The sequence below is a fragment of the Arthrobacter luteolus NBRC 107841 genome, from assembly GCF_001552075.1.
GTDB lineage: Bacteria > Actinomycetota > Actinomycetes > Actinomycetales > Micrococcaceae > Arthrobacter_B > Arthrobacter_B luteolus.
The window spans coordinates 202,047-219,199 of sequence record NZ_BCQM01000005.1 but is presented as its reverse complement, the minus strand read 5'-3'; the positions used below and the strand labels follow the sequence as shown (position 1 = coordinate 219,199).

Annotated in this window: 20 protein-coding genes; 1 reads left to right on the top strand and 19 read right to left on the bottom strand. The window is 66.7% G+C overall.

From position 1 onward, the window contains the following. Positions 1-29: 29 nt before the first annotated feature. On the bottom strand, positions 30-692 hold the full coding sequence (locus tag AL3_RS11230; RefSeq protein ID WP_066300724.1) for a hypothetical protein: 663 nt from the start codon (positions 690-692) through the stop codon (positions 30-32). A gap of 88 nt (positions 693-780) precedes the next feature. On the opposite strand from AL3_RS11230, the gene AL3_RS11225 reads away from it, so the two are divergent. Further along, complete coding sequence (locus AL3_RS11225; RefSeq protein ID WP_066300721.1) at positions 781-1,731, top strand: HhH-GPD family protein; 951 nt, start codon at positions 781-783, stop codon at positions 1,729-1,731. On the opposite strand, the gene dhaM is transcribed toward AL3_RS11225, so the two are convergent. The 18 genes from dhaM to folE form a co-directional block, all read right to left on the bottom strand. After that, a complete protein-coding gene (gene dhaM, locus AL3_RS11220) occupies positions 1,728-2,441 on the bottom strand; it encodes a dihydroxyacetone kinase phosphoryl donor subunit DhaM (RefSeq protein ID WP_066300719.1) in 714 nt (237 codons plus the stop codon). The genes AL3_RS11225 and dhaM overlap by 4 nt on opposite strands. Continuing rightward, positions 2,438-3,079 (bottom strand): dihydroxyacetone kinase subunit DhaL, encoded by a 642-nt coding sequence (dhaL, locus tag AL3_RS11215; RefSeq protein WP_066300717.1) that lies wholly within the window; start codon positions 3,077-3,079, stop codon positions 2,438-2,440. Before dhaL ends, dhaM begins: the two co-directional genes overlap by 4 nt. A 2-nt stretch (positions 3,080-3,081) precedes the next feature. Further along, entirely contained in the window at positions 3,082-4,083 is a 1,002-nt protein-coding gene (dhaK, locus tag AL3_RS11210; RefSeq protein WP_066300715.1) for a dihydroxyacetone kinase subunit DhaK, read from the bottom strand. 252 nt (positions 4,084-4,335) lie between these two features. After that, on the bottom strand, positions 4,336-4,512 hold the full coding sequence (locus tag AL3_RS11205; protein WP_066300712.1) for a CsbD family protein: 177 nt from the start codon (positions 4,510-4,512) through the stop codon (positions 4,336-4,338). A gap of 150 nt (positions 4,513-4,662) precedes the next feature. Beyond that, the gene (locus tag AL3_RS11200; RefSeq protein WP_066300709.1) at positions 4,663-5,193 is read right to left on the bottom strand and encodes an amino-acid N-acetyltransferase; all 531 of its coding nucleotides are present in this window, start codon (positions 5,191-5,193) and stop codon (positions 4,663-4,665) included. Positions 5,194-5,329: 136 nt separating this feature from the next. Beyond that, positions 5,330-7,843 (bottom strand): ATP-dependent Clp protease ATP-binding subunit, encoded by a 2,514-nt coding sequence (locus AL3_RS11195; RefSeq protein ID WP_066300707.1) that lies wholly within the window; start codon positions 7,841-7,843, stop codon positions 5,330-5,332. Between the two features lie 94 nt (positions 7,844-7,937). Beyond that, complete coding sequence (locus AL3_RS11190; RefSeq protein WP_066300705.1) at positions 7,938-8,264, bottom strand: histone-like nucleoid-structuring protein Lsr2; 327 nt, start codon at positions 8,262-8,264, stop codon at positions 7,938-7,940. 109 nt (positions 8,265-8,373) lie between these two features. After that, entirely contained in the window at positions 8,374-8,565 is a 192-nt protein-coding gene (locus tag AL3_RS11185; protein ID WP_066300702.1) for a hypothetical protein, read from the bottom strand. A gap of 3 nt (positions 8,566-8,568) precedes the next feature. After that, on the bottom strand, positions 8,569-10,023 hold the full coding sequence (gene lysS / locus AL3_RS11180) for a lysine--tRNA ligase (RefSeq protein WP_066300696.1): 1,455 nt from the start codon (positions 10,021-10,023) through the stop codon (positions 8,569-8,571). 109 nt (positions 10,024-10,132) lie between these two features. Then, positions 10,133-11,023, bottom strand: coding sequence for a pantoate--beta-alanine ligase (panC, locus tag AL3_RS11175; RefSeq protein ID WP_066300694.1), 891 nt, complete (start codon positions 11,021-11,023; stop codon positions 10,133-10,135). Further along, entirely contained in the window at positions 11,020-11,928 is a 909-nt protein-coding gene (locus AL3_RS11170; protein ID WP_066300691.1) for a Rossmann-like and DUF2520 domain-containing protein, read from the bottom strand. Before AL3_RS11170 ends, panC begins: the two co-directional genes overlap by 4 nt. Further along, on the bottom strand, positions 11,915-13,672 hold the full coding sequence (locus AL3_RS19050) for a PH domain-containing protein (RefSeq protein WP_083521679.1): 1,758 nt from the start codon (positions 13,670-13,672) through the stop codon (positions 11,915-11,917). The genes AL3_RS11170 and AL3_RS19050 overlap by 14 nt, the downstream gene beginning before the upstream one ends. Continuing rightward, a complete protein-coding gene (locus AL3_RS11160; protein WP_066300686.1) occupies positions 13,669-14,181 on the bottom strand; it encodes a PH domain-containing protein in 513 nt (170 codons plus the stop codon). Before AL3_RS11160 ends, AL3_RS19050 begins: the two co-directional genes overlap by 4 nt. After that, positions 14,174-14,665: a DUF3180 domain-containing protein gene (locus AL3_RS11155; protein ID WP_066300683.1), complete on the bottom strand. Its 492-nt coding sequence runs from the start codon at positions 14,663-14,665 to the stop codon at positions 14,174-14,176. Before AL3_RS11155 ends, AL3_RS11160 begins: the two co-directional genes overlap by 8 nt. A 7-nt stretch (positions 14,666-14,672) precedes the next feature. Further along, complete coding sequence (folK, locus tag AL3_RS11150) at positions 14,673-15,170, bottom strand: 2-amino-4-hydroxy-6-hydroxymethyldihydropteridine diphosphokinase (RefSeq protein WP_066300680.1); 498 nt, start codon at positions 15,168-15,170, stop codon at positions 14,673-14,675. Next, positions 15,167-15,559 (bottom strand): dihydroneopterin aldolase, encoded by a 393-nt coding sequence (folB, locus tag AL3_RS11145; RefSeq protein ID WP_066300678.1) that lies wholly within the window; start codon positions 15,557-15,559, stop codon positions 15,167-15,169. The genes folK and folB overlap by 4 nt, the downstream gene beginning before the upstream one ends. 3 nt (positions 15,560-15,562) lie before the next feature. Next, positions 15,563-16,468 carry a dihydropteroate synthase gene (gene folP / locus AL3_RS11140; protein WP_066300676.1) on the bottom strand — a complete coding sequence of 302 codons (906 nt, stop codon included), beginning with the start codon at positions 16,466-16,468 and terminating at the stop codon, positions 15,563-15,565. A 10-nt stretch (positions 16,469-16,478) separates the two neighbouring features. Continuing rightward, positions 16,479-17,096 carry a GTP cyclohydrolase I FolE gene (gene folE / locus AL3_RS11135; RefSeq protein ID WP_066300673.1) on the bottom strand — a complete coding sequence of 206 codons (618 nt, stop codon included), beginning with the start codon at positions 17,094-17,096 and terminating at the stop codon, positions 16,479-16,481. Positions 17,097-17,153: the final 57 nt, after the last annotated feature.

Below are 17,153 nucleotides of genomic sequence, written 5' to 3'. Positions count from 1 at the left end.
GCCGCCGCGGACAGGCCGGCCGGAAAGCCTTAGTCCAGCTGGAAAACTGCCTTCTCGCTCGTCACCTCACCCAGCCGGGCGGTGAAGACGTACCAGCCTGGATTCGGGTTGCTGGCAACGGGCCCGCAGCCGGGTGCCGACCGCAGCCGCTCCCAGGTGAAGTTGGCTTTTTCGGTGGCTCCGGCAGCGAATTCCTTCATCAGGTCCGCCCCGCCGTCCTGGCAGTCCGCGGAGGAGAAGATGCGGTCTGAACCGCTGGTGACGATGAATTCCATCTGATTGGTGCCCACGTTGATTTCACACGGTTCCGTCCCGGTGTTGGTCACGGAGAGGGTCAGCAGAGGGTTGGTCCCCGCGGCATAGGCCGGGGCGTCGGTCGCGGCAGCCACCTTCACCGCTGCAGCCGGGCAGCTGGCATCGGGTTCTTCAGCCTTCCCGGAGGCATCCGGTTCCGGTTTCGGGGCGGGCTCCGGGGCACTCGCCTCCGGGCTTGCTGGCGGGGAGGATTCCGGGGCCGATTGGAACGGTTCGGAGGCCGAGGCTTCCTTGTCTCCGGCCAGGGCACCGGCCAGGGCGAATCCGCCCCACACCAGGCCGCCGAGGACTGCGGCCAGCACCAGGAACAGGAACAGCCGGCGACGGCGGTAGACCGCTTTGCTGGGCTGGGTTCTGCTGGATCCTTTTACCGCCATGGCTTAAGGCTAGGGAGACTGGTCCGGATTACGGCGGACCCCACGCCGATCAGTAGAGTATTGCTGGTCATTACGGAAGGAGCAGCGCATGGAACCGGAGCAGGAAGCCCAAGTGCCGCAGCTGCATACCCGTATCACCTCCTGGTTCGCCCGCAACGCCCGCCCGCTGCCCTGGCGGGAACCGGATTGCAGCCCGTGGGGCGTCCTGGTCAGCGAGGTCATGCTGCAGCAGACTCCGGTGGTCCGGGTCCTGCCCGTCTGGCAGGAATGGATGCAGCGGTGGCCGGAGCCGGCGTCCCTGGCGGCGGAACCCAGCGGAGAGGCCGTCCGGGCCTGGGGCCGGCTGGGTTATCCCCGGCGGGCCCTCCGCCTGCATGCGGCGGCCACAGCCATTGTCACCGGACACGGCGGCGAAGTCCCGGGCACCCATGCCGCGCTGCTCACCCTGCCCGGAGTCGGCGACTACACCGCGGCGGCCGTGGCGGCGTTCGCCTTCGGGCAGCGGGAAACGGTGGTGGACACCAACATCCGCCGGGTGCATGCCCGGCTGGTGACCGGCAACGCCCTGCCCTCGCCGTCCCTGACGGCGGCCGAAATGCGTCTGGCGGTCTCGCTGCTGCCCGGCGACACCGCTGAGTCGGTGGCCTGGAACGCCTCCGTCATGGAACTCGGGGCGCTGGTCTGCACGGCCCGGAACCCCAGCTGTACGGATTGCCCGGTGCTGGCAGACTGCGCCTGGGTGCGCGCCGGGAGACCGGAACCGCACTACGTCCCCAAGGGCCAGGCCTGGCACGGGACCGACCGCCAGGTGCGCGGAGCCATGATGGCCGTGCTCAGGGAAGCTGAGGGACCGGTCCTGCGCGAACTGCTGCTGGCCGGCCCGGTGGACCTCACCGCCGGCACGGAAGAAATGACCACGCCGCTGGCAGCGCTGCACGCCCTGTCAGCTCCCCAGGAGCAGCTCGAAAGGGCTCTGGACGGTTTGCTGCGTGACGGTCTGGCGGAACTCTCTGCGGGCGGCCTTCGGCTGCCGGCCTAGATTTCCCCGAAACCGTTTCGGACTTCCAGCCCCAGCATCTCCACCGCTCGTTCCGCGTCCGGCCCGTGCGCTGAAACGGTGAGGGTGTCCCCCGCCTTCAGCCCGAGGGTCATCAGCATCATCACGGACTTGCCGTCCACGCCGTTGATCGTAATGTCCGCGTCGAGGTCCGCCATGGCCTGGGCAACAACCGCTGCGGGCCGGGCATGCAGTCCCATCGGGTTGATCAGTTCCCACGATGCCTCGCGCACGCCGGTGTCATCCTGGTCGATGTCGTCAAGCTCAGGCACGGCCTCCGCCGGCGCCGTACTGCCCGCGGCTCCGGCCATCGATGCGGCCGCTGCCTCAGCGTCCCGCACCACGGCCTGCAGATCCTGCCCGGTCTGGGCGGCCACCGCAGCGGCAACGGCCCCTTCGACCAGCGGAGCATCAGCGAGCCGGACCCTGTCCCGCTGATCCGGTTCCAGGAATTCCAGCGCCATTTCAGCGGTCATCACGGCCGAGCCGAGATCGGCCAGCACCGCGACGCCGGCGCCCCCATCAGCCTGGGCGATGCCCGCCTGGATTTTCTCGAGGCTGGTGCCAATCCCGCCGTCGTCAGTTCCGCCGGCAGCGATGATGGCCACATCCGGCGCCATCTGGCCGGCGAGTTCACTGAGCCCCTCGGCGAGCTTGTCGCTGTGCGAAACGATAACGAGCCCGACCTTCATGCCTTCTCCCCTGCAGCCTGCGCTGCCGCCTGCAGGATCAGGGTCGTGGAGGCGGCTCCGGGGTCGAGGTGGCCGACGCTGCGCTCCCCGAGATAGCTGGCCCGCCCCTTGCGCGCGATCAGCGGTTCGGTGCCGGCCAGGCCGGCCTCGGCAGCGTTGGCTGCCGCCGCCAGGGTTTGGGGTCCGCCGGCGTCCGCGGAGGCTGCGGTCTGCGCCGCTTCCACAGCGGGCGTGAAGGCATCCACCATGGTCTTGTCCCCCGGTTCTGCCTTCCCGCGGCTGACAATCCCGTCCCGTGCGGCCGCAAGGAAAGCGACGACGTCGTCCGCGCTAAGGACCTCCTTGCCCGTCACGGCCGTGGAACCACGCAGGAACGCCGTGCCGTACAGCGGTCCGGCGGCGCCGCCAACCTTGGACATCAGCGTCATGGCCGCCAGCTTGAAGACGTCCGCGGGAGTGGCTGGAACGCCGTCGGCGTCGAGTTTTTCCACGATCGCGGTGAAGCCGCGGTCCATGTTCTCGCCGTGGTCCGCGTCCCCGATGGCCCGGTCAAGGTCGATGAGGCGTTGGCGGTTTTCGGACATGGCCGCGGCCGCGTCACGCATCCAGGCAGCGGCCCACTGGGCGTTGAGGTCCATGCCTATACTCCCCACCGCAGGGCCGCGGTATGAACCGGCGAGTCCCACAAGTCGATCATGTCGTCATCCAGTTTCAGTACGGTCACTGACGCTCCCTGCATTTCCAGGGCAGTGATGTAGTTGCCCACCAGGGAACGTTCCACGTGGACCCCGCGGTCCGCCAGGACCTTAGCGGCGTGGCGGTAGACGATGTACAACTCGCTCAGGGGCGTCCCGCCCATGCCGTTCACGAAGAGCAGCACGCGGTCTCCGGAGGCTGTGTCCAGGTCCGCGAGGACCGGTTCGAGCAGCTGGTCGGTGATTGTGTCCGCGTTCGCCATCGGCATCCGCCGCCGCCCGGGTTCGCCGTGGATCCCCACGCCCAGCTCGATCTCGTTCTCCGCGAGCTCGAAGCTCGGCTCCCCGGCATGCGGAACGGTACAGGCGCTCAGGGCCACACCCATGGAGCGGACATTCGCGTTGACGCGCTCGGCAACCGCGGTGACCGTGTCAAGGTCGTCACCGCGTTCCGCCGCGGCTCCGGCGATCCGCTCCAGCAGCACGGTGCCGCCGACCCCGCGCCGGCCGGCCGTGTACAGCGAATCTTCCACCGCGACGTCGTCGTTCACCACTACGGTCCGGACCTGGATGCCCTCAACCTGGGCCAGTTCCGCTGCCGTCTCAAAGTTGAGGATGTCCCCGGTGTAGTTCTTGACGATGAGCAGCACTCCGGCGCCGGAGTCCGTGCCGGTGATAGCGGGCAGGACCTGGTCCGGGGTGGGCGAGGTGAAGACGGCGCCCGGGACGGCGGCGTCGAGCATGCCCCGCCCTACGTAGCCGGCGTGGAGCGGCTCGTGTCCGCTGCCGCCACCCGATACCAGCGCGACTTTGCCCTGCACGGGGGCGTCACGGCGCAGGACGTAGGCGGGATCGGTGTGAACGGTGACGAGGTCGTGGTGGGCCTGTCCGAAGCCTTCCAGGGATTCGGCTACCACCGCGCGGGGATCATTGATGAGTTTCTTCATGGCCTGACGCTCCTCTTACCCACAAGGACGGGATTAAACCGGACAGGCTCCGTCGCCTGTCTGATCGCTGATTCAGGCAACCCTACCCCTCGGCAGCGGCGCTGCACAGGCCGCGAATGTGCCCGGACGCACTGAAGGAAGGGCGTTTGCCCTTCCTTCAGTGTTTCCCGGGTTTTCCGGGTTTCCCGGTCAACAGCGACAACAGCGGCCGGGAGTCTGCACGGATTCGGTCCGTGCCGGGTATAGCCGAGACTATTTACCCTTGAAAGCATCCTTGACGTGTTCGCCGGCCTGCTTCATGTTCGCCTTGGCCTGGTCTCCCTGACCTTCGGCTTCCATGCGCTCGTTTCCGGTGACCTTTCCGAGGCCTTCCTTCACCTTGCCGCCGACTTCTTCGCCCTTATTCTGCATCTTGTCATCTGCGCCCATATTAGGTACCCGCTTTCTGATCTCCCGAGGTGCTTACCGCGGCGGATTCTTTACGATTCCCGCTGCGGCCGGCTCTCGGCTTATGTGGATGCTAAGTACCCTTACTCTATCTGGTTCGCTACTCGATGGCCAGTAATATCGGGCAGTTCACTACCCGCGAACAGATCGAATCATGCGGGTATTGCCAAGCGTATTTGGTTTCACCCGTGCAAGGTCCAGGAATTCGGCCACGCCTTCATCCTGGGAACGCAGGAGTTCTGAATAAACCTGCGGATCCACCGCAGCTTGGTTTTCCATCACCTCAAAGCCGTGCCGTTCAAAGAAATCAACCTCGAAGGTCAGGCAGAAAACCCTGGAAACGCCAATGTCCACCGCATCAGCCAGCAGCTGTTCCAGCAGCAGGTGGCCGACGCCGCGGCCCCGCCAGTCCTGATGCGTTGCCAAGGTGCGGACTTCAGCCAGGTCCTCCCACATCACGTGCAGCGCGCCGCAGCCAATCACGTTTCCCCCGGCGTCCTGGGCGATGCGGAACTCCTGCAGGCCTTCGTAGTAGGCCACCGCTTCCTTGGCGATCAGGACCCGTTCGTCGGCAAGCGGAGCCACCAGTTCCCGGATGTGCTGCACGTCCGAGGTGCGGGCTCGGCGGACGGTGACCGGGGCTGTCTGTGCGGTAAGCGTCATTGGTTCAGTCTAGGACTTCTCCGGGCTCCGGCCGCGAACCGGGCATCCGGTCCGGGCGGAACGCAGAAGGAGCCCCCGGATTTTCCGGGGGCTCCTTCTGCTTGGTTCTGCTCTGTGCTTCTGGTGGTGCCTGCCGCTACTTGGCGTCGCCTACGCCGGCCTCGATGGCCGAAGGGGCTTCTTCGATGGCGCGCGGGGCACCGTGACCCACGAAGGTGAACTTCGCGTCGTCGCCTTCGCCCTCAACGTCAACCGAAACCGTTTCTCCGGGCTTGAGATCCCCGAAGAGGATCTTCTCGGAGAGCTGGTCTTCGATCTCGCGCTGCATGGTGCGGCGCAGCGGGCGGGCTCCCATCGCGGGATCGTAGCCGCGGGTGGCCAGCAGGATCTTGGCAGCCGGGCTGAGCTCGATACTCATGCCCTTCTCCGCAAGCCGCTTGCCCAGGCGTTCGGCGAACAGATCCACGATCTGAACGATTTCGTCCTGGGTCAGCTGCGGGAACACCACGGTGTCATCCACACGGTTCAGGAACTCGGGGCGGAAGTGCTGGCGCAGCTCTTCCGTGACCCGGGCACGCATCCGGTCGTAGCCGGTCTTCGTGTCGGTTCCGGACTGGAAACCGGTCATAACGCCCTTGGAGATGTCCTTGGTGCCAAGGTTGGTCGTCATGATGATGATGGTGTTCTTGAAGTCCACGACCCGGCCCTGGGAGTCGGTCAGGCGGCCGTCTTCCAGGATCTGCAGCAGCGAGTTGAACAGGTCCGCGTGGGCCTTCTCAACCTCGTCGAACAGCACCACGGAGAACGGACGGCGGCGGACCTTCTCGGTCAGCTGCCCGCCCTCTTCGTAGCCAACGTATCCCGGAGGGGCACCAAACAGGCGGGACACCGTGTGCTTCTCGGAGTACTCGGACATGTCCAGGGTGATCAGTGCTTCTTCGTCGCCGAAGAGGAATTCCGCCAGGGCCTTGGCGAGTTCGGTCTTGCCGACGCCGGTGGGGCCGGCGAAGATGAACGAACCGCCCGGACGCTTGGGATCCTTCAGGCCGGCACGCGTACGGCGCATGGCCTGCGAAATCGACTTGATGGCTTCGTCCTGGCCGATGACCCGCTTGTGCAGCTCATCTTCCATCTTGAGCAGCCGCGTGGATTCTTCTTCATTCAGCTTCACCACGGGGATGCCGGTGGAGTTCGCCAGTACTTCGGCGATCAGTTCCTCATCCACCTCGGCGATGTCATCCAGGCCGCCGGACTTCCACTGGCGTTCCTTCTCTGCGCGCTGGTCCTGGAGCTTCTGCTCCTTGTCCCGCAGGGAAGCAGCACCTTCGAAGTCCTGCGCGTCGATCGCGGATTCCTTCTCCATCTTCAGGGCGGAGATGCGCTCGTCGATTTCCTTCAGCTCCGGCGGAGCGGTCATACGGCGGATACGCAGCCGGGCACCGGCTTCATCGATCAGGTCGATGGCCTTGTCCGGCAGGAAACGGTCGCTGATGTAGCGCTCGGCCAGGGTTGCTGCCGAGGCCAGCGCCGCATCTGTGATCGAGACACGGTGGTGGGCTTCGTAGCGGTCCCGCAGGCCCTTGAGAATTTCGATCGCGTGGGCAACGGAAGGTTCGTTGACCTGGATCGGCTGGAAGCGGCGCTCAAGCGCTGCATCCTTCTCAATGTGCTTGCGGTATTCATCCAGCGTGGTGGCGCCGATGGTCTGCAGTTCCCCGCGGGCCAGCATCGGCTTCAGGATCGATGCTGCGTCGATGGCGCCTTCGGCGGCACCGGCGCCCACAAGGGTGTGGATCTCGTCGATGAAGAGGATGATGTCGCCGCGGGTGCGGATTTCCTTGAGGACCTTCTTCAGGCGTTCCTCGAAGTCGCCGCGGTAGCGGGAACCGGCCACGAGCGAGCCGAGGTCCAGTGTGTAAAGCTGCTTGTCCTTGATGGTTTCCGGAACATCGCCGCGGACGATCGCCTGCGCGAGCCCTTCGACGACGGCGGTCTTGCCCACGCCGGGCTCACCGATCAGGACCGGGTTGTTCTTCGTGCGGCGCGAGAGCACCTGCATGACCCGTTCCATCTCGTGCTCGCGCCCGATGACCGGGTCAAGCTTGCCCTCACGCGCTGCCTGGGTCAGGTTGCGGCCGAACTGGTCAAGCACCACCGAACCCGCCGGCTGGCCTTCCTGCTGCTGGCCGCCGGCGGAGACGGGCTCCTTGCCCTGGTAGCCGGAGAGCAGCTGGATAACCTGCTGGCGGACCCGGTTCAGGTCTGCGCCCAGCTTGACGAGCACCTGCGCTGCGACACCTTCACCCTCGCGGATGAGGCCCAGCAGGATGTGCTCGGTGCCAATGTAGTTGTGGCCCAGCTGCAGGGCTTCCCGCAGTGAGAGTTCCAGGACCTTCTTGGCCCGCGGAGTGAAGGGGATATGGCCGGACGGGGCCTGCTGGCCCTGGCCGATGATCTCCTGCACCTGCTCGCGGACGGCACCCAGGGAAATGCTCAGGGATTCGAGGGCCTTGGCGGCAACACCCTCACCCTCATGAATGAGCCCAAGCAGGATGTGCTCGGTGCCGATGTAGTTGTGGTTGAGCATGCGTGCCTCTTCTTGGGCAAGCACGACAACGCGACGGGCACGGTCGGTAAATCTTTCAAACATGAGGCACACTCCTAGCTAACGCGTAATTCGATGCTACGGCTCCACACCCCGCTTAAGGGGCGTGTTCGCCATGGGCGTGACCTCACGCGGGTGGTTAGCCCTGGGCTGCGCGGTAAGCCTCGATAATTTCGCTGTTGACGCGGCCCCGCTCGGAAACGGTGTAGCCGTTGTTCCGGGCCCATTCCCGAATCTGTGCTGCCTCATTGCTGCGTGCGGCGCCGGTGCCGCGGGGGCGCCCGGTGCGTCCGCCGGTTTTGCGGCCGGCATCCACATAAGACTTCAATGCCGCGCGGAGGTTCTTCGCATTGTCAGTTGAGAGGTCAATCTCGTATTGTGACCCATCGAGTCCGAAACGGACTGTTTCATCCGCGCTTCCACCGTCGAGATCGTCGACCAGAATGATTTTTACCTTTTGCGCCATGTCAGGCTCCTATGCAGTCAAAGCAGCGGAATGTTTGATAATTCGAGACTACTTCGAGTATGACGCAATTGGTTATGCCGCGTCAAAGCAGAGGAGGCATTTTCAATAACTATTCTTTATTGGCCGGTCCGGTGGCACCGCTTGCTGCCTCCGGATCATCGATAGCCAACTGATCGGCCTCGCGTTCAGCTTCAGCAAGGGCTTTTCGCTCGGAACGATCAGCGTTCAACAGCGCCTTCATTGCGAAAAAGAAGAGAGCTGCGACACAAATGGAAGGCAGCAGGACTTCCACATATTCCATGATCTAACCCATTTCCGGCTTTAGGAGGGGAAACAGAATTGTTTCCCTGATTCCAACGTTCGTGAAAAGCATGACCAGGCGGTCGATGCCCAGGCCGATGCCGCCCATGGGCGGTGCACCGTACTCCAGGGCGCGGAGGAAATCCTCATCCAGCGCCATGGCTTCCTCATCACCCGCGGCAGCCCGGCGGGACTGTTCCGTCAGGCGTTCACGCTGGATGACCGGGTCGATCAGCTCGGAGAACGCCGTTCCCCGCTCCATCCCGCCGATAATCAGGTCCCAGGCCTCAATCAGGCGGGGATCTTTGCGGTTCGGGCGGGCCAGGGGCTGGGCCGACGGCGGGTAATCGTAAACAAAGGTGGGCTGCAGCAGGGTCGGTTCGACGATTTCCCCGAACAGTTCGACGACGAGCTTCTCGGCATCCCACTTCGGGTCCACCTTGACGCCCTTTTCTTCGGCAATCCGGAGCAGGGTGACTGCATCCGTGTCCGGGGTGATTTCCGTTCCAACTGCCTCGGACAGGCCCGGGTAGACGGCCAGCCAGCGCCATTCGCCGTCGAGGTCAATGGTTCCGGCAGCGGTTTCGATCTGCCGGCTTCCGGCTGCGTCCGCAGCGTTGAGGATGATCTCCTTGATCCGGTCCGCCATAACGAACTGGTCGGCATAGGCCTCGTAGCATTCCAGCGTGGTGAACTCGGGGCTGTGCGTGGAGTCGACGCCCTCATTGCGGAAGATGCGGCCGAGTTCGAAGACGCGTTCAATGCCGCCGACGACGGCGCGCTTGAGGTACAGCTCGGTGGCGATGCGCAGCGTCATCGGCTGGTCGAAGGCGTTCAGGTGCGTTTCGAACGGCCGGGCGGCCGCGCCGCCGTGGATCAGCTGCAGCATCGGGGTCTCGACTTCGACATAGCCGTGATCGTGCAGGGTGTCGCGGACCGCGCGGATGATCGATGCCCGCTTGTAAACCATGTCCCGGGCCTCGTCACGGACCATCAGGTCGACGTAGCGCTGCCGGACCCGGGTTTCCTCGTTCAGGCCGGCGTGCAGGACGGGCAGCGGACGCAGGGCCTTGGAGGCCATGGACCAGGACTCGGCCATCACGGAGAGTTCCCCGCGGCGGGAGGAAATCACTTCACCGCGGATGAAGACGTGGTCACCGAGGTCAACCAGGGCCTTCCAGTCCGCGAGGGCTTCCTCACCGATGGAGGCCAGGGACAGCATGGCCTGCAGCCGGGTACCGTCGCCTGCCTGGAGGGTGGCGAAGCACAGCTTGCCCGTGTTGCGGATGAAAACGACGCGGCCGGTTACGCCGACGGTCTCGCCGCTGGCCTCATCTGCCTGCAGGTGTCCGTATTTTTCCCGGACCTGCCGCAGGGAGTGCGTGCGTTCGACGCTGACGGGATAGGCTTCGTCGCCGCGTTCAAGCAGCTTGGCGCGCTTTTCCGCGCGGATGCGCATCTGCTCGGAGGAATCGGCTGCTTCGGGAACGGGGCTAGAGGTGGTCACGGTTCTTAAGTCTACCCAGCCGTGCGGCGGGTCCCTGACGGGACTGCCCGGGATCAGTGGTTCAGACCTGCAGTTCCATGTTGTCGATCAACCGGATTCCGCCCACGCGGGCCGCCACGAGGGCCAGTCCTGGGCCTGACAGGGTGTCGTCCGGACCGGCCGGCAGCGGGTCGAGGGTGAGCGGGTCCACAACCTGCAGGTAGTCCAGTTCCACACCGGCCTGCGCCGCGATAAGTCCGGCGGCGGCGGGCAGGTCCAGCGGCCGGCCGGCAGCGGCGCGGTCCCGCAGCTGGCTCAGGGCCGCGGAGAGCACGAGCGCGTTCCGCCGCTGTTCCGGGTCCAGGAAAACATTGCGGCTGGACTCCGCCAGGCCGTCCGCTGCCCGAACGATGGGTACCGGGCGGACTTCCACGGGGAAGTTGAGGTCGGCGGCCATCCGTCGGATCAGTGCCACCTGCTGGGCGTCCTTCTGCCCGAAGTAGGCCCGGTATTCAGCGGGAACGGCCGGCTGGGCGCAGTGCAGCAGTTTCGCGACGACCGTCAGGACGCCGTCGAAATGTCCTGGCCGGGAGGCTCCCTCAAAGCGCGTGCCCAGGCTCCCGGAACTGACCCGCACCAGCGGCAGCCCCCCGGGGTACATGGTTTCCTCGCTGGGAGCGAAAACCAGGTCCACGCCCGCCGCTCCGAGGAGGTCCAGGTCCGCTTCGAGGGTACGGGGGTAGCGTGCCAGGTCGTCAGGGTCATCGAACTGGAGCGGATTGACGAAGATGCTGGCCACCACCACGTCGTTCTCCGACCGGGCCGCCCGGGCCAGGGCTGCGTGGCCCTGGTGGAGTGCCCCCATCGTGGGGACGAGGCCAAGCGAGGGGCGGTCCTTGCCGGCCGCCGCCAGGAGTTCGGCTGTTGCCTTGCTGAGTTCTGCGGGGGTTGCTGCCAACCGGGGGTGGTTCACCGGGGTCCTTCGGGTTCGGAATTCAATACTTCAATAATGGCCTGTCCCTGGGCCTCGCTGAGCAATCCGCGGGCAACTGCCCGCCGGGCGGTGGCCTCGGAGAGCGCCCGGTAGGCTGCGGCCAGGTCCGGGGAGGCCCCTTCGTTCAGGGCCTGAGTGTGAGCCTGGACCGTGCCGGTGTCCCCGCGTGCCACTGGTCCGGTCAGGGCATGTTCCCCCGAGGCGAGGGCGTTCTCCAGTGAAGCCCGCATCAGCGGTCCCAGCAGGCGCGCGGGTTGTTCCACGCCCAGGCGGCGCAGCAGTTCGGAGGACTGTGCTGCGATGGTCACCAGGTGATTGGAGGCGTGGGCCAGGGCCGCGTGATAGGGCACCCGGTCCGCTTCGTCGATGACTATGGGTTCGGCACCCATTTCCACGACCAGCGCCTGGGCGATGGGCAGCACCGCGGTGGGTGCGGTGACTCCGAAGGAGCAGTCGGCCAGCCGGGTCAGGTCCAGGCTCATGCCCGTGAACGTCATCGCCGGGTGTAGCGCAAGCGGAATCGCACCGGCCCGGCGGGCCGGTTCCAGCACCCCGGTGCCGAACCTGCCGGAGGTGTGGGCCACCAGCTGCCCGGCCTGCCAGGCGCCGGTGGCCGCGAGGCCGGAGACCAGGGGCGGCAGGGCGTCGTCGGGCACGGCTAGGAGCACCAGCTCCGAACGTTCAACAATGTCCGGAATTTCGAGGACAGGGACGCCGGGGAGCAGGTTCTCGGCCCGTTCCCGGCTGGCGTCGGACACTGCGGAAACGCCGACGACGGCGTGTTCAGCTGCCCGCAGCGCGGCGCCGAGGACGGCGCCCACTTTGCCGGCACCGATGATGCCGATTCCGAGCCGGCCACGCCGGCGCTGATCAGCGGTGTTCATTCCAGTTCTCCTCAGTCGTGGTGCCGGTTGAGCCGGCGGGCGGCCCCTGCTGGGCACCCGGCCCCTGCTGGGCACCCGGCGCCTGCTGGGCACCCGGGGCCTGCTGCGCGCCCGGGGCCTCCTGAGCCTCCGGGAGATCCGCTGCAGGCACCCCGGGGGCCGGCGGCGTTCCGGGCGGTGCTGCTGCGGATGGCGCGGTGGCGTCCCCGGCGGCTGGCGCGGGTCCAGTGGCAGTTTCCCGGTGCAGCCAGCGTTCGGTCCGGTCCCGCCGCCGGGCATCGCGCGCCCGCAGGGACTGCTCGTCGAAGAGTTCCAGGGCGGCAGCGGCGTCGATCTGGCGGATGCGCGGGGCGACGGGTCCGGGCGTGGAGTGCAGCCGCAGGTCCGCGATCCTCAGTTTCCGGGCCAGCGGCCCCTGTTCCAGGGCCATCGACTGGATCCGCTCATGCGGGACGACGGCGAGGTTCCGCCAGAGGCGCCCGGACCGGCACAGCAGCGCCGTCTGGGTCACGGCAAATCCGCTGCGGCGCCACTGCAGCGGCGCCACCCAGCGGGCGCGGCGCGGCGACACGGTGAATCCGTGGTCCTCCCCGCTGCCGGCCATCCCGGCGGCAAAAAGCCCGCGGGGATCATCGGAGCCGGGATTGGGCAGGACGATGGCCAGGATCTGCATGGTTTCTTCGAGTGTTCCGGCGGGGAGCAGGCGGGTGCGGGCAGCGCCCTCCGACGTGGTGCCGGTTCCGTAGCCGGCCACGTTGACGGAGATGCGGTACCAGCCGGTGAGCCGCCACAGCAGCGGCTGGGAGACAGCGACGGCCTGGATGCGTCCGGGCGGCACGGTCTGGGTCCGGGTGTCCAGAAGTCCGTAGCGGATCCGGATCCCGTCCCTGGAGACCGCGGCGCGGAAGTTCCAGGCGCTGTTGAAGGCGGACCAGTAGCCGCCGGCCACACCGAGGATGACCGGGATGATCACGGCGAGGGAGACACCCGCCCGGGTCACGGAAGCAAGGACCACCACGAAGGCTGTGCCGAGGATCAGGAAGATGGTGTTGCCGGAGAGCAGGGTGGCCCCCACCACTCTTTTCGGTGCCAGGGCCAGGATCGGGTATTCCGGCGCTTCCGATGCAGGGGCCCGCCCGGCACCGTCGCTGCCAGTGCCGTCGCTGCCGGTGCCGTCGCCGGCCTCCGGTTCAGCCCCGGAGGCGCGGTCCAGGATGGTGGCGCGCAGCGACCGGGCGTCGTCGATCCGCAGGAACGCCAGGCGGACCGCTGATTCTCCGGCGTCCGCGACCTCGAAGCGCAGTTCGGCCAGGCCGAAGAGCCGGGCCAGCAGGGGCTGGACAATGTCGATTGCCTGGACCCGGTCCAGGCGCGCCTGCCGGTGCTGGCGGAAGAGGACGCCGGAACGGACCCGGACGTGGTCCGCGGTGACCTGGTAGCGGGTGAACCACCAGGAGAGGAAGAATATGCCGGCAACAATCAGGAGCACGGCGAGCAGCCCGAGCACCGCCCAGAGCAGGGGCGTGCCCTCCGGCAGCGGACCGGTGCCGCCCTCGTTCCGGAACATCGCCTCGACCCGATCGCGGCCCACGAAGTATGCGATCGCAGCCAGGGCAATCCAACCGCGGACCAGCGGGGAGACAGGATGGACCCGTTTCCATTCCGGCTCCGCGGCCGGGACGGTTCCCGGGCGTTCCGGGTTTGGCGGGAGCTGGTTTTCCCGGTCCCCGGACGCGGCAGTCACAGGCCCGCCAGCTGCGCCTCGCCGCGCGCAGACAGGTGTTCGCGGAGCCGTTCACCCTCCGGGGCGGGGAGGCCGGGAATGGTGGCGTTGGTTCCCGGGGCTGCGGTGTGGAGCTTCAGTGTGCACAGACCGAACATCCGCACCAGCGGGCCGACGCCGACGTCGACGTACTGCATCCGCCCGTAGGGGACCACCAGGGTGCGCTGGAAGAAGATGCCGCTGCGGAGCAGCAGGTCCTCCCGCCGTTCGGCGTATCCGATGGCCCGGACCTGGCGCGGCAGCAGGATTGACCGCCAGATAAAAATTGCCAGGAACAGTGCCGGAAGGCCCCAGGCGATCCAGGCGGGAAAGCCGCCCCAGATGTCCAGGGAGCGCAGCACCAGGGGAACCGAAACCACCGCGAGGGTGATGACTGCCTCCACGGCCAGGGAAAGCACCCGCAGGGTCAGGTACCGCGGAGAGACCCGCTGCCAGTCCACACCCTGCGAATCGATGGCTTGGCTACGCATATTCTCCTCCGTTGTCCGGCATGTTGGGGTCGCCGCCGTTTTTGTCCTCGGGAGGCAGTTTGCAGAACCGTTCCACGACCAGGCCGGTGGCGATCATAATGATCCCGCCGGCTGACATGGCGAGCGAGGCCCAGGTCGGGGCATGGTTGGGCCGCATCTCCCAGAGGCCTACCTGGTCAAGGAAGATGCCGCCGTGCCAGCCGAGCAGGAGGGCACCGGCGTAGGCGGTGGCCTGAGCCAGGACCAGGGTCCGGGCCGCTGCGATCGGATCAAGCTGCTTTTCGCGGTTGCCGTCCCGCCACCGGCGGACCCGGAGGCCAAGAAACAGGGTGAAACCGACGATGAACGCCAGTGTAAGGAGGGCCGTCAGATTCAGGACCGGTGCCGGATACCCGTTGCGTGTGGCCCAGGAATTCACCAGCCAGCCTGCGATCCCAAAGACCACGGCGATGACTGCGAGCCAGCGGTACCGGATGGTCCTCACGCGGAATTCACTCCCCCTCGAAGCGTTCAAGCCCGGGCAGGTCAGCGGCCCGCGCAGCCAATTCTGCCACCGGGACACCTTCCAGTACGGCGCCGGGATCCATCCAGGCCCAGGGCTGCAGCACAAAGGCCCGCTCTGCGGCCCGCGGGTGGGGAATGGTCAGGTCCGGATCATCAACGTGGTCCGAGCCGTAAGTGATGATGTCGACGTCGAGCGTACGCGGCCCCCAGCGCACCTCGCGTTTGCGGTGGTGCCGGTTTTCGACGTCGTGGCAGTGCTCCAGCAGGGCATGCGGGTCCAGCGTGGTGTCGAAGGCAGCAACCAGGTTCAGGTAGTCCGGCTGCTCCGGTCCGCCCACGGGACGGGTCCGGGCCACCGGGGAGACGTCCACCAGCGTCATCTGCGGATGGCGGGCGAGGGCGGCGACGGCGTCGGAGAGGGTGCTGCGGGACTCACCGAGGTTGCTGCCCAGGGCCAGGATGGTGCGTGTCCCGGGGGTGCTCATGCCCGCTCCCGGTGGATCAGGATTTCCACGTCGCCGAACGGGACGGTGATGGGCGCCTGCGGCTTGTGCACCGTAACGTCCACGGCTTCGATGACCTCGAAGCCAGCCAGCACGTGGGCGGCGATCCGTTCAGCGAGGGTCTCGATCAGGTTTACCGGATCGCCTTCGATGATGCCGCAGACCTGCTCCGCCAGCTCACCATAATGAGCGGTCAGGGTAAGGTCGTCGGCGGCTGCAGCCGGACGAAGGTCGGTGTAAAGCACCAGGTCCACCACGAACCGCTGCCCTTCACGCCGCTCGTGTTCGAAGACGCCGTGGTATCCGGTCGCGCTGAGTCCGCTGAGCCGGATGCGGTCCCGGGAGGCCGGCGGGCCGGCTGGAAGAGACACGGCCTAGCCCTGCCAGGCGGCGACGACTTTGACGGCGTCGGCGTTGGCCGCGACGTCGTGCACGCGCACACCCCAGACGCCCTGGCTTGCCGCGAGGACGGAGGTAGCCAGGGTGGCGTTGTCGCGCTCCGCCGGAGGCGCCGCCTTGCCGGCCGTGGTCAGCAGCGAACCCAGGAAGCGCTTGCGGGAGGCGCCGATGAGGACGCGGTGGCCCAGCACGGTGAGGCGGTCGATGTTGCGCAGCAGCGCCCAGTCGTGCTCCGCGTTCTTCGCGAAGCCCAGTCCCGGGTCAAGGATGATCTGCTCCGGAGCCACTCCGGCCTCGTAGAAACGGTCGCGGAGCGACGTCAGTTCGGAAATAACGTCCTCAACCACGTCGTTGTACTCGGCCTTCGGGTCCTGGCTGCGGACGCTGCCGCGGCTGTGCATCAGGATGTAGGGCACCTTGGTCCGGGCGATCAGTTCCGGCATCCCGGGATCCAGCTCCACCCCGGAGACGTCGTTGATGATCCCGGCGCCGGCTTCGATGGCCTTTTCCGCGGTGGAAGCGTTCATGGTGTCAACGCTGACCAGGGCACCGGCTTTCATCAGGGCCTGGACCACCGGAAGGATCCGCTGCTGTTCTTCCTCCGCGGTAATCCGCGTGGAGTCGGGGCGGGTGGACTCCCCGCCGACGTCGATGATGTCCGCGCCGTCATAGTGCATCTTGAGTCCGGCGCGGATAGCGGCGTCGGCCGTGACGTGTTCACCGCCGTCGCTGAAGGAATCCGGCGTGACGTTGAGGATGCCCATCACCAGCGCGCGTCCGGTGGGCAGGTCCTCGAACCGGCGCGGTTTCACGCCGGGACGGATCACCGGCAGCGGGTTGGTGGCCGGGCCGGTTCCGGGGGTGGCGGCGAGGGAATCCATTCGTAGCGTCCTATCGTCCGAGTATCAGGCTCATTGCTTCAGCACGCGTGGCAGTCTCGCGGAGCTGGCCGCGCACGGCCGAGGTCACCGTCCGGGCCCCGGGCTTGCGCACGCCGCGCATGGACATGCACAGGTGTTCGCATTCGATGACCACAATGGCACCCACCGGCTGCAGGTTATCCATCAGGGCGTCGACGATCTGGGTGGTGAGCCGTTCCTGGACCTGGGGGCGCCGCGCGTAGACCTCCACCAGGCGGGCAAGCTTGCTCAGCCCGGTGACCTTGCCGTCATGCGAGGGGATGTAGCCGATGTGGGCGGACCCGTGGAAGGGCACCAGGTGGTGCTCACAGGTGGAGTAGAACGGGATGTCCTTCACCAGCACCATTTCCTCATGGTCCAGGTCGAAGGTGGTGGCCAGCAGGTCGGCGGGGCTCTGGTGCAGCCCGGCGAAAATCTCCGCATAGGACTTGGCCACGCGGGCGGGGGTCTCCAGCAGGCCCTGCCGGTCCGGGTCCTCCCCGATCGCGATGAGAATTTCGCGCACCGCCCGCTCGATCCGGGGCTGGTCGACCGGCGAGGCGGTATCGGTCAGCTCGGCCAAAATTAGTTCGTCGTCGAAATCGGTCACTGCTTGATCCTACCGTGGACGCCGGAACGGCCCGGACGGCAGCCGGTGTTGATTGGC